The organism is Streptomyces sp. TLI_171 (genome assembly GCF_003610255.1).
Taxonomy (GTDB): Bacteria; Actinomycetota; Actinomycetes; order Streptomycetales; family Streptomycetaceae; genus Kitasatospora.
In genome coordinates, this window is the sequence record NZ_RAPS01000001.1 from 3,889,746 (window position 1) to 3,903,278 (window position 13,533).

At 73.5% G+C, this 13,533-nt stretch carries 13 protein-coding genes; 5 read left to right on the top strand and 8 right to left on the bottom strand.

From position 1 onward, the window contains the following. Nucleotides 1-248 precede the first annotated feature (248 nt). Complete coding sequence (locus BX266_RS17835; RefSeq protein ID WP_399169880.1) at nucleotides 249-1,034, top strand: SLATT domain-containing protein; 786 nt, start codon at nucleotides 249-251, stop codon at nucleotides 1,032-1,034. 46 nt (nucleotides 1,035-1,080) lie between these two features. Here BX266_RS17835 and BX266_RS17840 read toward each other — a convergent pair whose 3' ends face one another. From BX266_RS17840 to BX266_RS17850, 3 genes are all read right to left on the bottom strand, one after another. Then, nucleotides 1,081-1,728 carry a hypothetical protein gene (locus BX266_RS17840; RefSeq protein ID WP_099901039.1) on the bottom strand — a complete coding sequence of 216 codons (648 nt, stop codon included), beginning with the start codon at nucleotides 1,726-1,728 and terminating at the stop codon, nucleotides 1,081-1,083. A 44-nt stretch (nucleotides 1,729-1,772) separates the two neighbouring features. Continuing rightward, nucleotides 1,773-2,663, bottom strand: coding sequence for a GntR family transcriptional regulator (locus tag BX266_RS17845; protein WP_099901041.1), 891 nt, complete (start codon nucleotides 2,661-2,663; stop codon nucleotides 1,773-1,775). Between the two features lie 140 nt (nucleotides 2,664-2,803). Next, nucleotides 2,804-3,601, bottom strand: a complete 798-nt coding sequence (locus BX266_RS17850) for a carbon-nitrogen family hydrolase (protein WP_099901043.1) — start codon at nucleotides 3,599-3,601, stop codon at nucleotides 2,804-2,806. Between the two features lie 159 nt (nucleotides 3,602-3,760). Here BX266_RS17850 and BX266_RS17855 point away from each other — a divergent pair, with 159 nt between their 5' ends. After that, complete coding sequence (locus BX266_RS17855; RefSeq protein ID WP_099901045.1) at nucleotides 3,761-4,588, top strand: maleylpyruvate isomerase family mycothiol-dependent enzyme; 828 nt, start codon at nucleotides 3,761-3,763, stop codon at nucleotides 4,586-4,588. 7 nt (nucleotides 4,589-4,595) lie between these two features. On the opposite strand, the gene BX266_RS17860 is transcribed toward BX266_RS17855, so the two are convergent. Beyond that, nucleotides 4,596-5,942, bottom strand: coding sequence for a nitrate/nitrite transporter (locus BX266_RS17860; RefSeq protein WP_099901047.1), 1,347 nt, complete (start codon nucleotides 5,940-5,942; stop codon nucleotides 4,596-4,598). A gap of 54 nt (nucleotides 5,943-5,996) precedes the next feature. Further along, nucleotides 5,997-7,223, bottom strand: coding sequence for a M64 family metallopeptidase (locus BX266_RS17865; RefSeq protein WP_099901049.1), 1,227 nt, complete (start codon nucleotides 7,221-7,223; stop codon nucleotides 5,997-5,999). Between the two features lie 268 nt (nucleotides 7,224-7,491). On the opposite strand from BX266_RS17865, the gene BX266_RS17870 reads away from it, so the two are divergent. Beyond that, nucleotides 7,492-7,755: a helix-turn-helix transcriptional regulator gene (locus BX266_RS17870; RefSeq protein WP_099901051.1), complete on the top strand. Its 264-nt coding sequence runs from the start codon at nucleotides 7,492-7,494 to the stop codon at nucleotides 7,753-7,755. A 102-nt stretch (nucleotides 7,756-7,857) separates the two neighbouring features. On the opposite strand, the gene BX266_RS17875 is transcribed toward BX266_RS17870, so the two are convergent. From BX266_RS17875 to pdhA, 3 genes are read right to left on the bottom strand one after another with little or no spacing between them, the layout of a single operon-like run. Next, complete coding sequence (locus BX266_RS17875) at nucleotides 7,858-9,267, bottom strand: dihydrolipoamide acetyltransferase family protein (protein WP_099901053.1); 1,410 nt, start codon at nucleotides 9,265-9,267, stop codon at nucleotides 7,858-7,860. Nucleotides 9,268-9,281: 14 nt separating this feature from the next. Next, nucleotides 9,282-10,256 carry an alpha-ketoacid dehydrogenase subunit beta gene (locus tag BX266_RS17880; RefSeq protein ID WP_399169886.1) on the bottom strand — a complete coding sequence of 325 codons (975 nt, stop codon included), beginning with the start codon at nucleotides 10,254-10,256 and terminating at the stop codon, nucleotides 9,282-9,284. Next, nucleotides 10,256-11,404 carry a pyruvate dehydrogenase (acetyl-transferring) E1 component subunit alpha gene (gene pdhA, locus BX266_RS17885; protein ID WP_218969253.1) on the bottom strand — a complete coding sequence of 383 codons (1,149 nt, stop codon included), beginning with the start codon at nucleotides 11,402-11,404 and terminating at the stop codon, nucleotides 10,256-10,258. The genes BX266_RS17880 and pdhA overlap by 1 nt, the downstream gene beginning before the upstream one ends. Nucleotides 11,405-11,717: 313 nt before the next feature. On the opposite strand from pdhA, the gene BX266_RS17890 reads away from it, so the two are divergent. Together BX266_RS17890 and BX266_RS17895 are read left to right on the top strand one after the other, a co-directional pair. Continuing rightward, a complete protein-coding gene (locus BX266_RS17890; RefSeq protein ID WP_099901057.1) occupies nucleotides 11,718-12,377 on the top strand; it encodes a response regulator transcription factor in 660 nt (219 codons plus the stop codon). Nucleotides 12,378-12,436: 59 nt separating this feature from the next. Beyond that, complete coding sequence (locus BX266_RS17895; RefSeq protein WP_099901059.1) at nucleotides 12,437-13,522, top strand: phosphotransferase enzyme family protein; 1,086 nt, start codon at nucleotides 12,437-12,439, stop codon at nucleotides 13,520-13,522. The last annotated feature ends 11 nt before the right edge of the window (nucleotides 13,523-13,533 follow it).

Here is a 13,533-nt window from a genome sequence, read left to right on the forward strand (position 1 = left end):
TGCGGAAGCGCCCCCACGGTCAGCCATTTGGCGGTAAGAAGTGCTGTTGGGCGAGGACCCGGCCGCACGCCGGGCACGGCACCATGGGCGGCTCGGACCCGCGCACGGCGCCACGGGACCGCGCACCGCAGCACGCACCGCCAGTTCCACGCACCGCGGCCCGAATCCCCGGGCCGACCTGATTCCGTACCGTCAGTCCCGGTACCCGCCGGGCCTCCGCAGTCACCCCGCCACAGGGAGCGCCACAGGTGAGCCAGCCGGAAATGCAGCCCGAGGAGAGCCCCTGGGGCAAAGAGGTCGCCGACGACGACCAGCCCGCCCCGGGCGCCGGCGGGCGGACCCCCACCCGCCGCCGCACCGACCTGAGTGCACGTCAGTTCCCGCTCGGTGACTGGGGCGAGCCCGCCGAACGGCTCGAGGAGCTCTACCGCTGGTCGGAGGAGCGGGCCGTCGAGGCGATCGACTGGTACCGCCGGGACCGGGTCTGGAAGCGCCGCTGGGCCCGCCTGCTGCGCTTCTCCACCGCGGTGTTCACCGTCGGCGGCGTCGCCGCCCCGCTGGTCTCCCTCACCGGCACCCTGCCGCACTCCATGGAGTGGGGCTACACCGGCCTCGCGCTGGCCGCCGCCTCGCTGCTCGCCGACCGCGCCTTCGGCCTGACCTCCGGCTGGATGCGCGACGTGTCCACCGCCCAGGCCCTGCAACGGCGCCTGGAGGCCTTCCAGTTCGACTGGGCCTCGGAGTGCGTCCGCGAGGTGCTCGGCCCCACCGAGGGCACCGCGGGCGAGGCCGCCGAGCGCTGCCTCGGGGTGCTGCGGCGCTTCTGCGAGGACGTGTCCGACATGGTCCGCACCGAGACCTCCGAGTGGATGCTGGAGTTCCGGGCCGGCATGAGCCAGCTCCCCACCCAGGCGCCCGGCGTCTGGGGCGGCCGCAACGAGAGCGGCGCCGGCGCCCAGGTCCGCGTCCTCCCCCCGCCGGGCACCCGGCCCACCATGCCGCGCCAGCGTCCCCCGGAGGGCCCGCTGCGCTGACGCCCGCGGGCGCACCGCCCGGCAGAGGCGGTGCGCTAGGCGAAGACTAGGCGAAGACGATCATCGAGCCCTGGGTGACGCTGCGGGTGGCGGCCGTGTAGAGGCCGGACCAGGCGTGGCGTTCGCGGGCGTAGGGGTGCAGGTCGTCGATCGGGGGGCCGAAGGGCTGTTCCAGCTGGGTGGGGCTCAACGGGCGGGTGGGAGCCGGGGGGTTGAGCGGGTCGATGCCCAGCAGCGGTGCCACTGCCTGGAGTTCGCGCAGCAGCCCGTGCGAGGAGCCCAGCGGGCCGCCCGCGGCGAGGAGCTCGTCGGCGACCAGGGGCAGCGCGAAGTCCAGCGGAACGTACGCCCCGGCGTGGTCGAAGTGCCAGACCAGGTGCGACTGCTCGGCGCTGGTCTCGAACATCTCCAGCAGCTGCTCGTAGTCGCTGCCGAGCGCGTCCACCGGCGTCACCTCGAAGCCGGTGAGGCCCAACAGGTAGGCGCGGCGCAGGAAGTGGAGCGAGTCGTAGTCGAACGCGGCTATCGTCTCGACGTCCCCGGAGAAACCCGGCACGTAGGGGTGGATCGGGACGGGCGGCAGCCCGTACTGGGCGAGCACCGTGTTGTAGCGGTCGAGGTCCTCGCGGAACGGGTTCTCGGGGCTGTGGGCGAGCACGTCCACGAGCGGGACGAGCCAGAGGTCACAGGCCATGGGCCGGCTCGTCCTCTCGGGTGGGCGGGCAACGGGCCCCAACCCTACCGGCCCGTGGCGGGCTCCCCGCTCCCCGGCCGGAAGGGCCGGGCGAACCGGCCGGGCGGGACGAACCTGGGCATCGGAACGCGGCCCAACCCGACTGCGGGGTGCGGCGGTTGGTCCGGGGGCCGGGTCTCCTCCGGGGCGCCGGGAGCGGCCCCCGCCGGTTCGCGCAGCAGCCGCAGCACGGACACCCCGTCGAGTGGCCGGCCGAGCAGCCGGGCGAGCAGCTCCACGGTGAACAGGTTGTAGTCGTTGACGATCCGGTGCGCGCCGACCCGGTCCCGCGCCTCGATCCGGTCGACCAGCTCGCCGTGCCGGTCCCAGCAGAGGCCGGCCAGGTCGCCGCCGGAGCGCAGGTGCGGGGCGGCGAACATCCAGGACTGGATCCGCAGCCACCCCAGGTAGTCGGCGATCCGGTCGTTGCACAGCACCGCGGCGGCCTCCTGCCAGAACCGCAGGTCGCAGCCGACCAGCACGTCCAGCTGCCCGGCCCGGGCGGCCCGGGCGGCGGCGTCGGCCCGGCGGCGCAGCGAGGGCAGCCGGGACCAGTCGTAGCGGTGCACCCGGCCGCCGAGGTGGCGCAGCGCGTTGTCGGTGAGCAGGGTGCGGGCCTCGAAGATCTCCAGGAAGTCGTCCCAGCCGAACTCGGGGACGGTGAAGCCGCGGTGCGGTTCGGTGACCAGCAGGCCCTGGGCGGCGAGGTCGACCAGCGCCTCCCGGGCGGGGGTCGCGGAGACGCCGTAGACGTCGGCGATCTCCTTGACGGTGAAGTTGCGGCCGGCGGGCAGGCGGCCGGCCATCATCTCGTCGCGCAGGGCGTCGGAGATCTGCGCGCGGAGGCTGTCGCGCCGGATCGGGGCGCGCCCGCCCCCGGCTCCCGCAGCGGTCATGGCCGCCCCCTCTCCGGGCCGGGCCGCGCCCTCACGCGACCGGGACCCAGCTCACAAAACGCGCACAGAGTACCCCGGAATGGTCAATCCGGACCAAGGTACGGCGATATGCGTCGCGTGACGACGGGTACGGCGGACGGTCAGCGCTGGACCGGCGCCGGGATGCCGAGCAGCCGGTCCCGGTGGACCGGGAACTCGGCGCGGCACTCGGCCACCTCGGCCGGGTCGAACTCGACGGTCAGCACCTGCTCGCCCACCCCGGCCTCGGCCAGCACCCGGCCCCACGGGTCGACCACGATGCTGCGCCCGGCCTGCTCGACGCCGCCGTGGGTGCCGGCGGTGTTGCAGGCCAGCACGTAGGCCTGCTCCTCGACCGCGCGCGCCCGGGCCAGCAGGTTCCAGTGCTCGGCGCGCCGGGCCGGCCAGGCGGCGGGGACCACCAGCAGTTCGGCGTCCGCGTCCAACAGCGCGCGGAACAGCTCGGGGAAACGCAGGTCGTAGCAGGTGGCGAGGCCGAGCACGGCGAAGCCGGTGTCGGCGGTGACGATCTCCTGGCCGGCGCCCATCGCGACCGCCTCGCCGCTGTCGAAGCCGAAGCGGTGGATCTTGCGGTAGGTGCAGACGAGCTCGCCGTCGGGGGCGAACAGCAGCGAGGTGTTGTAGATCGGGCCGTCGGGGTCGCGTTCGACGATCGATCCGGCGTGCAGCCAGCAGCCGACGGCCTTCGCGGCGGCGGACATCGCCTCGGCGGTGGGGCCGTCCAGCGGTTCCGCGCCGCCCGACCAGGCCTCGTAGGCGAAGCCGCCGACCGGCCAGAGCTCGGGCAGCACCACCAGGTCGGCGCCCTCCTGGGCGCGGACCAGCGCCGCCGTCCTGGCCCGCCGCTCGGCGGCCGGCTCGGCGTCCGAGACCGCGAGTTGGATCAATGAAGCGCGCACAGTACCACCGTCCACGGCAAGAGTCCTACGATCGTCACCCGAAAGCGCTGCCCTGCTCTCACCCGGCAGCGTAACGTGCCGTATGCGCGTCCGTGCGGAGGTCTCGGCAGCCCGGGCGACGTGGGACGACGCAAGCCGACGGAGGGGCCGGAGATACCCGTGACGGACAACCAGACCGTGCAGGCGTACACCGATGCGTGGACGCAGTCGATCGAGTCCATATCCGAGCTGCTCGCCCCGATTCCGACCGATGCGTGGAACCGGGCGACCGAGTGCCCGGGCTGGTCGGTGCGCGACGTGGTGTCGCACATCATCGGCGTGGAGTCGGAGCTGCTCGGCGACCCGCGGCCGATCCACGCGCTGCCGCGCGACCTTCGGCACGTCACCAACGAGTTCACCCGCTACATGGAGCTGCCGGTCGACAAGCGCCGCTGCCACACCCCGGTGGAGGTGACCAGCGAGCTGGAGTACACCGTGATCCGCCGCTCGCGGGCGCTGCGCAACGCCCGCCACGAGCCCCAGGACCTGGTCCGCTGGCCGGCCGGCCCGCTGGCCCGGGAGGTCCCGTACGCCACGCTGCTGCGGCTGCGGGCGTTCGACGTGTGGGTGCACGAGCAGGACCTGCGGCGGGCCCTGCAGGAGCCCGGCAACCTGGACTCCCCGGCCGCGGTGGTGACCAGGGACCTGCTGATCGCCTCGCTGCCCCGCCAGGTGGCGAAGGAGGCGGGCGCGCCGGCCGGCACCACGGTGGCCTTCGACGTGGCGGGCGCGCTGCCGTTCCAGCGCACCGTGCGGGTCGACGCCGACGGCCGCGGCAGCGTGGACGAGTCGGTGGTGCTGGCCCCGGACGTCCGGCTGTCGATGGACTGGCAGACCTTCGTCCGGCTGTGCTGCGGGCGGGTCCGCCCGGAGACCGCGCTGGTCAACGTGATCGGCGACCAGGAGCTGGGCGCCCGGGTGCTCGCCCACCTGAGGAGCACCCCCTGACGAGCCCTCAGCGGGCGGCGGCCAGCTTGCGCCGCAGCCGCAGGATCATCGCCGTCCCGAGCAGCAGCGGCGCCAGCTGGAAGCAGAACGCCAGCTGGTAGGCGTGCGCGCTGTAGCTGCCGCTGCCCGGGTCGGCGAGCGCGTCCAGCAGGACGCCGATGCCGAGCAGGGTGATCATCGAGCCGATGAAGCCGCCCATGTTGGCGATGCCGGAGGCGGTGCCCAGGCGTTCGGCGGGGTTGTAGGCGCGGGCGTAGTCCAGGCCGATCAGCGAGGCCGGCCCGTTGCTGCCCATCACCAGCATCAGCACCACGAGCAGCCACAGCGGCGGGTGCCCGTGCGGCCAGGCCAGGGTGACGGTCCAGCAGAGCGCGGTGACGCCCAGCACGGTGAAGGCGATCGGCAGCCGGGACCCGGCCGAACGGGACACCAGCCGGCCGAACAGCAGCCCGAAGGCCATGCCGCTGAGCACCAGCAGGCTGAGCAGGCCGCCCGCGCCGGCCCGGGTCATGCCCTGGCCCTCGACCAGGTAGGGCAGGCCCCAGAGCAGGCCGAAGGCGGAGGCCGGGAAGGCCGTGGTGAAGTGCACCCACATGCCGAGCCGGGTGCCGGGCTCGGACCAGGCCGCGCGGATCTGCCGGCCGACCGGCAGCCGGGGGAACTCCCGGTGCACCGGGGCGGGCGCGCCGGGCGGGGCCTCCCGCAGCAGGACGAACACGGCCGCGAAGACCGCCGCGCCGGCGAGCGCGATCGCGCCGAAGGTGACGCTCCAGCCCGCGGTGTGCAGGGCCTGCGCCAGCACCACGGTGGTGACCAGGTTGCCGCCGGTGCCGACCAGGCCGGTGAGCTGGGCGACGAACGGGTTGCGGGCGGCCGGGAACCAGCGGGCGGCGACCCGCAGCACGCTGATGAAGGTCATCGCGTCGCCGCAGCCGAGCACCGCCCGGGAGGCCAGTGCGGGCGCGAACGCGGTGGAGAAGGCGAAGGCCAGCTGCCCGGCGCTCATCAGCGCCACGCCCAGCAGCAGCACCCGGCGCGGTCCGATCCGGTCGACCAGCAGGCCGACCGGGACCTGCATCCCGGCGTACACCAGGACCTGCAGGATCGAGAAGGTGGACAGCGCCGAGGCGCCGATGCCGAACCGGGCCGCGGCGTCCAGGCCGGCCACGCCGAGGCTGGTGCGGTGCACCACGGCGAGGACGTAGACGCTGACGCCGATCGCCCAGGCGAACCAGGCGGCCCGGCCGCCCGGCGGGTGGAACACGGCGGCGGGGGTGACGGCCGGCAGCTCGGCGGGCCGGAGGGGAGCGGGTGCGGACAGGGACGGTGCGGTGCGGGCGGGGTCCACGCTCATAGTGGAACCAGGCTAGTCATCCCATGAAATGACCTTTGCCCCAGGGGTCCGGTTTCAGCCGGTGACCGTCCAGCTCACCGTCCGGGTCATGTACTGGGTCCGGAACGCCTCATCGCGCACCCAGTCGGTGGTGTCCTGGACCGTGGCGGTGACGGTGTGCCGGTGACCCGGCGTCAGCCCGAGCGCGGCGGTGTCAAGCCAGGTGCCGTCCGCGGTGCTGGCCTCCACCTGCCTGCCGTCCAGCTCCCAGGTGATCCGCAGCTGGCGCGGCCCGGTCAGCGCCAGCGGCCGCACGTGCAGCCGGGGCCGGCCGGCCACCTGGCCGGGCGCCGGATCGGGCGCGTCGGTCGGCTTCACCCGGCGGTACAGCTGCTCGACGATCGCCTCCCGGGACGGCAGGTTGTACGACCCGCCCAGGGTGCGCATCACCGAGTCGGCGGTCGGCCGGTACAGGCCGTTGGCGCTCCGGTAGGCGCCGACCGGGCCGCCGCCGTCCGGCGACTCGGCCCCCAGCCAGCGCCACCACTTGGTCTTCTCGCGCAGCATCTCCTCGGCGTCCACCGCGGCCAGGTTCGGGTAGTCCGGGTCGTTCGGGGCACTGTCGTACTCGTCGCCCAGGGTGCCGACGGTGTGGCCGATCTCGTGCTGGATGATCCGCCCGGCGTCCGGGCTGCCGCCGGCCAGCGTGGTCACGCCGGTGCCGCCGGCCCCGCCGTACTCGGTGGAGTTGGCGAGCGCGATCAGGTACTGCGGGCCCTCGCCCTGCCCGGCCCAGCGGGCGGTGGCCGCCTCGTCCGCGCACAGCAGGCGAGCGGTGCCCTCGCACCAGAAGTGCATGCCCAGCGGGGTGGCGGTGGACTTCCCGCCGTTCTCGCTCTCCGCGATCCCGGACACCGGGGAGACCACGTCCACCCGCCGTATGTTGAAGAACCCCTGGTAGGTGCGGAACGGCTCGATCTCCAGCAGCGCCTTCCAGGCCCGGTCCGCCTGGTCGTGGAAGGCCTTCAGCTGGTCGGCGGTGTAGCCGTCGCCGAGCAGCACCAGGGTGATCCGGTTGGCCGCGTCGCCGGTCAGCCGCAGGTCGACGGCGGGCGCGCCCGGGGCCCGCAGGTCCGGGCGGGCGGCCGGCGGCGCGGCCCGGTCGGGGCTCTGCAGCGGCGGCCCTATCGCCGTCGAGGGCGCGGGCGAGACCAGTTCCACCACAGCGGGCAGCACGGCGGCGGCGACCAGCATCAGGGCGGCCGCGGACCGCATCACGGGGCCGGGAGCACCAGTCGGCATACGCGGGTGTCCTCGCTGCGACGGTCACCCGGCCTGGCTGCGCGGGTGGCTTGGTCGCACACACGTACCCATCGCGACCGCCGGCCCGGCCGGGTCGGCGCGAAACTCCCTCGGGCGGCCCAATGCCGGAACCACCCGGAGAGCGTCGACGGAAAACCGCCGGAATTACCAATTCCGAATGGCCGCAATGATGTTGGAACGGCAACCGGCCGATCGTCCGCGAGATACCCTGCGAACCGGGGAACCGTCGGGGGGAAAGGGCATCGGAATGGGGATCGAGCAGGACGCCGACCTGCGCGGCACGTTCGGCCGGGCGCTGCGAGAACACCGGCTGCAGGCCCGGCTGACGCAGGAGGAACTCGCCGCCAAGGCCGGACTCGGCATTCGTACACTGTCCGACCTGGAACGCGGCGTCGCCAGCCCGCGCCCGGCCACCGCCGAGCTGCTGTGCACCGCGCTCGGACTGGGCCGGCCCGCCGCCGAGGGCTTCCACGCGCTGGCCCGGGCCAGCTGGCGGGCCGCCCGCGGCTGACGGCCGACCAGGACGTCCGCGGTCCCGCGCGCCGGGAGGGGCCGCCCGCATGCGCAGGGCCCCGCTCCGGCGACGGAGCGGGGCCCTGCGGGGCGGGGCGGATCAGCCCCAGGTGATCAGGCGCTTCGGGTACTCCAGGATCGCGGCGACGTCCGCCAGCACCTTGGAGCCGAGCTCGCCGTCGACCAGCCGGTGGTCGAAGGAGAGCGCCAGCGTGGTGACCTGACGGGGCACCACCTTGCCCTTGTGCACCCAGGGCAGGTCCCGCACCGCGCCGAAGGCCAGGATGGCGGCCTCGCCGGGGTTGAGGATCGGGGTGCCGGTGTCCACGCCGAACACGCCGACGTTGGTGATGGTGATGCTGCCGCCCGACATGTCCGCCGGAGAGGTCTTGCCCTGTCGCGCGGTCTCCACCAACTCGCCGAGACCGACCGCCAGTTGGGAGAGCGTGCGGGAGCCGGCGTCCTTGATGTTCGGGACGATCAGCCCGCGCGGGGTGGCCGCGGCGATGCCGAGGTTGACCGCGCCGCGAATGACGATCTCCTGGGCCGCCTCGTCCCAGCTGGCGTTGATCTCCGGGTGCCGCTTGACGGCGGTGAGCAGCGCCTTGGCGACCAGCAGCAGCGGGCTGACCCGCACCCCGGCGCCGAGTTCGCCGCTCTCCTTGAGCTTGCGCACCAGCTTCATCGTCCGGGTCACGTCGACCTGGACGAACTCGGTGACGTGCGGCGCGGTGAACGCCGAGGCGACCATCGCCTGCGCGGTGGCCTTGCGCACGCCCTTGACCGGCACCCGGACGTCCCCGGCCGCGTTCGGCGCCGGCAGCGCGGGCACCGCGGCGGGCGCGACGGCCGGCTGCTCGACGACCGGCACGACCGGTTCGACGACGCTCCCGGCGGCGGTGGCGGCCGCGGCGTGCACGTCCTCGCGGGTGATCACGCCGTTCGGACCGGTCGCCAGCACGCTGCGCAGGTCGATCCCGAGGTCCTTGGCGAGCTTGCGCACCGGCGGCTTGGCCAGCGGGCGCTCCCCCTCCGCCACCGTCGGGACCGGCGGCGCGACCGGGGCCGCCGGGGCGACGGGCGCGACGACCGGGGCGGGCGCGGCGGCAGCGGCCGCGCCGTTGGTGCGCCGGGCCCGGCGCTGCACCGAACCGGTGCGCGGGCCGTAGCCGACCAGCACCTCGCGGCGCTCCGGCTCCGGCTCGGCCTGCACCGCGGCGGCCGGGGCGGCCTCCACCGGGGCGGGCGCGGCGCCGGCGACGGCCACCGCGATGATCGAGGTGCCGACGTCGACGGTGGTGCCCGCCGGGAAGTGCAGCGCCTCGACCACGCCGGTGAACGGGATGGGCAGTTCGACGGCGGCCTTGGCGGTCTCCACCTCGCAGACCACCTGCCCGTCGGTGACGGTGTCGCCCGGCTTGACGTACCAGGTGAGGATCTCGGCCTCGGTCAGGCCCTCGCCCACATCGGGCATCTTGAACTCGCGCAGCGAGGCGGTGTGCGTGGTCATCTTCGCTCCCCCGCTCAGAACGCGAACGCGCGGTCGACGGCGTCGAGCACGCGGTCCAGGTCGGGGAGGTAGGTCTCCTCGACGCGCGACGGCGGGTACGGGGCGTGGTAGCCGCCGACCCGCAGGATCGGCGCCTCCAGGTGGTAGAAGCAGCGCTCGGTGAGCCGGGCGGCGAGCTCCGCGCCGAGACCAAGGAAGACCGGGGCCTCGTGCACCACGATGCCGCGGCCGGTGCGCTTGACGGACTCCTCGACGGTGGCGAAGTCGATCGGCGACAGCGAGCGCAGGTCGACCACCTCCAGTCGGCGGCCGTCCTCCTCGGCGGCCTGCGCGGCCTCCTGGCAGACCTTCACCATCGGCCCGTAGGCGATCAGGGTGGCGTCGGCGCCGGGCCGAACGATCCGCGCCGCGTGCAGCGGCAGCATCGGGTCCTCGCCGACCTCGCCCTTGTCCCAGTAGCGGCGCTTGGGCTCCAGGAAGATCACCGGGTCGTCCGACTCGATGGCCTGGCGGAGCATCCAGTGCGCGTCGTGCGCGTTGGACGGGCTGACCACCCGCAGGCCCGCGGTGTGCGCGAAGTACGCCTCGTGGGACTCGCTGTGGTGCTCGACCGCGCCGATGCCGCCGCCGAACGGGATGCGCACGGTGATCGGCATCTTGACGTGGCCGAGCGCGCGGGCGTGCATCTTGGCGAGCTGGGAGACGATCTGGTCGAAGGCCGGGTAGACGAAGCCGTCGAACTGGATCTCCACCACCGGGCGGTAGCCGCGCAGGGCGAGGCCGATCGCGGTGCCGACGATGCCGGACTCGGCGAGCGGGGTGTCGATCACCCGGTCGTCGCCGAAGTCCTTCTGCAGGCCGTCGGTGATCCGGAAGACGCCGCCGAGCTTTCCGATGTCCTCGCCCATCAGGACGGTCTTCGGGTCGCTCTCCAGCGACTTGCGCAGGGCCTCGTTGAGGGCCTTGGCGATGCTGAGCTGACCGGTCATCAGTGGTGCTCCCCACCCTCGAAGGAGGCGGCGTACGCCTCGTACTCGGCGCGTTCCTCGTCCACCAGCGGGTGCGGCTCGCTGTACGCGTGGTCGAAGATCAGGGTCGGGTCCGGGTCCGGCATCGAGCGGACGCCCTCCCGGACCCGCAGGCCGAGCTTCTCGCTCTCGGCCTCGACCTCGGCGAAGAACGCCTCGTCGGCCAGGCCCTCGGCCTCCAGGTGGGCCTTCAGCCGCAGGATCGGGTCCTTGGCCTTCCAGGACTCGGTCTCCTCGGACTGCCGGTAGCGGGTCGGGTCGTCGGAGGTGGTGTGCGCGCCCATCCGGTAGGTGAACGCCTCGACCAGGACCGGGCCCTGGCCGGTGCGGGCGTGGTCCAGCGCCCAGCGGGTGACCGCGAGGACGGCGAGCACGTCGTTGCCGTCGACCCGGACGCCGGGGAACCCGAAGCCGGAGGCGCGGCGGTAGAGCGGGATGCGGGTCTGCACCGTGGTGGGCTCGGAGATCGCCCACTGGTTGTTCTGGCAGAAGAACACCACGGGCGAGTTGTAGACCGAGGCGAAGGTGAAGGCCTCGCTGACGTCGCCCTGGCTGGAGGCGCCGTCGCCGAAGTAGGCGATCACCGCGTCGTCCGCGCCGTCCTTGGTGATGCCCATCGCGTATCCGGTGGCGTGCAGGGTCTGCGCGCCGATCACGATGGTGTAGAGGTGGAAGTTCTTCTCGTTCGGGTCCCAGCCGCCGTTGTTCACGCCGCGGAACATGCCGAGCAGGTTCAGCGGGTCGACGTCGCGGCACCAGGCCACGCCGTGCTCGCGGTAGGTGGGGAAGGCGTAGTCGCCGGGGCGCATCGCGCGCCCGGAGCCGACCTGTGCCGCCTCCTGCCCCAACAGCGATGCCCAGAGGCCGAGTTCGCCCTGCCGCTGGAGCGACGTGGCCTCCGCGTCGAAGCGCCGCACCAGGATCAGGTCGCGGTAGAGCGAGCGAAGTTCCTCGGGGGTCACGGTCAGCGGGAAGTCCGGGTGCTCGACCCGGACGCCCTCCGGGGTGAGCAGCTGGACGAGCTCCGGCTCGGCCGTGCCCGCGGAAGGCTTGTCAGGGACGCCGGGGGCGGCCTTCTTGCGCGCCCTCGCCGTGCTTTTGACGGTCACGTTCACTCCTCGGTCTGTCCGGCCGCCCGGGGTCGCCGGTGGCCGGTCCGGTCGTCCATTCCCGCTCGTGCGCGTGGGTGTGCGCACGGGGCAGGCGGACGGTGTTCCCTTTCCGACGGCGTCCCTCACGAGAACGTTACCCAGCGACGCCCTGGAGTGCGCTTGAGCTAGGACGTCCTAGTTGTTCTCGGGGTCGGGAAACCGCCGGTGTGACGCGGCTTACCCGTTCCGCTCAGGACACCAGCGCACGGTATCCGGGCACGGGCCGCTGCGAAAGGGGGTAACAGGCATCGATTTGTGCGAGGCTTTGCAAATGACTGATAACGGACATATCAGGGTCTTTCTCCTCGATGATCACGAAGTGGTCCGACGCGGCGTGCACGACCTGCTCTCGATGGAGGGCGACATCGAGGTGGTCGGCGAGGCGGGGACGGCCGCCGAGGCGCTCAACCGCATTCCGGCGGTCCACCCGGACGTGGCGGTCCTGGACGTCCGGCTCCCGGACGGGAACGGCGTCGAAGTGTGCCGGGAGATCCGTTCGCAGGACCCGTCGGTGAAATGCCTGATGCTCACCTCCTTCTCCGACGACGAGGCGCTGTTCGACTCGATCATGGCGGGGGCCTCGGGATATGTCCTGAAAGCGATCCGCGGAACCGACCTGCTCTCCGCGGTGCGCGATGTCGCGGCCGGCAAATCCCTGCTCGACCCGGTGGCCACCAGCCGGGTGCTGGCCCGCCTGCGGGACGGCGGCGAGAAGGAGGACGAGCGCACCGCGCAGTTGACGAAGCAGGAGCGCCGGATCCTCGATCTGATCGGCGAGGGGATGACCAACCGGCAGATCGGCAACGAGCTGCACCTGGCCGAGAAGACCGTAAAGAACTACGTCAGCAGCCTGCTGGCCAAGATGGGCATGGAGCGCCGCACCCAGGCCGCCGCCTACGTCGCCCGGCGGCAGGCCGACCAGCAGCACTGAGAGCAGAGTCGTGTACGCTGCGTCAAGTCGACATCACGCCGAGTAATACGCTCTGCTGCGTGACGGACGGTCAGACCATCTCCCTCGCGCCGGCCCGCCCGGACGCCACCGCTCCCCCCGTCGGCACCCTGAGTGCCCCGGTCGCGCACACCGCCGTGGCCGGGGTGCTGCGCGCCTACCGGACCGCGCCGCCGACGGCGGTGACACCGGTCGCGGAGGGCCTGCTCAACCGGGGCTACCGGATCGCCACCGCCGACGGTGACTGGTTCCTCAAGTGCTACGTCGACCGGGCCACCGCCGGCCGGCCCGCGATCACCGCCCAGCACCGCGCCACCACCGCGCTGGCCGCACTCGGGCTGCCGGTCCCCGCGCCGCTCGCGAACCGCGACGGCCGCACCGTGACCACGCACGGCGGCCGGCTGTTCGCGCTCTACCCGTGGGTGGCCGGCGGGCACCGGCACGGCACCGAGCTCGACCCCGTCCGGTGCGGTGAACTCGGCGGCCTGCTGGGCGCCCTGCACGGCGCGCTGGCCCGGGTCTGCCCCCCGCTGCGGCAGCCCGACGGGGTGCTCGCCGCCGAGGTCGAGGAGACCGAGCGGATCATCGCCGAACTGCGCGCCCTGGCGCGCGCCCACCGCCCCCGCAGCGCCTTCGACCGGCTGGCGGAGGACCGCCTGACGGAGCGTCTCGACCTGCTCGCCACGCACCGGCACCGCCGCCCCGGCCCCACCGTCGCCCCGCGCACCGGCTGGACCCACGGCGACTTCCACGGCCTGAACGTGCTCTACCGCGGCGACGCCGTCACCGCCGTCCTGGACTGGGACAAGCTCGCCCCGCACCCGGTCGCCGAGGAGGCCGTCCGGGCCGCCACGCTGCTGTTCAACGACCGCGCCACCGGCGTCCTCGACCTGGTCCGGGTCCGGCACTGGACCCGCGCCTACCGGGCCACCGGCGCCGCGGACGCCGAACAGGTCGCCCGCGCCGTCCACCGGGTGTGGTGGGAACGGCTGAACGACCTGTGGATGCTGCAGTGGCGCTACCAGCGCCGCGACCACCGCGCCGACCCGCTGTTCCCGGCCTCCGCCGGACAGCTCGCCTGGTGGTGTCAGGAGTACGAGCAGGTCCTGGACGCGTTCGTCAACTGACCTGCCCGCAA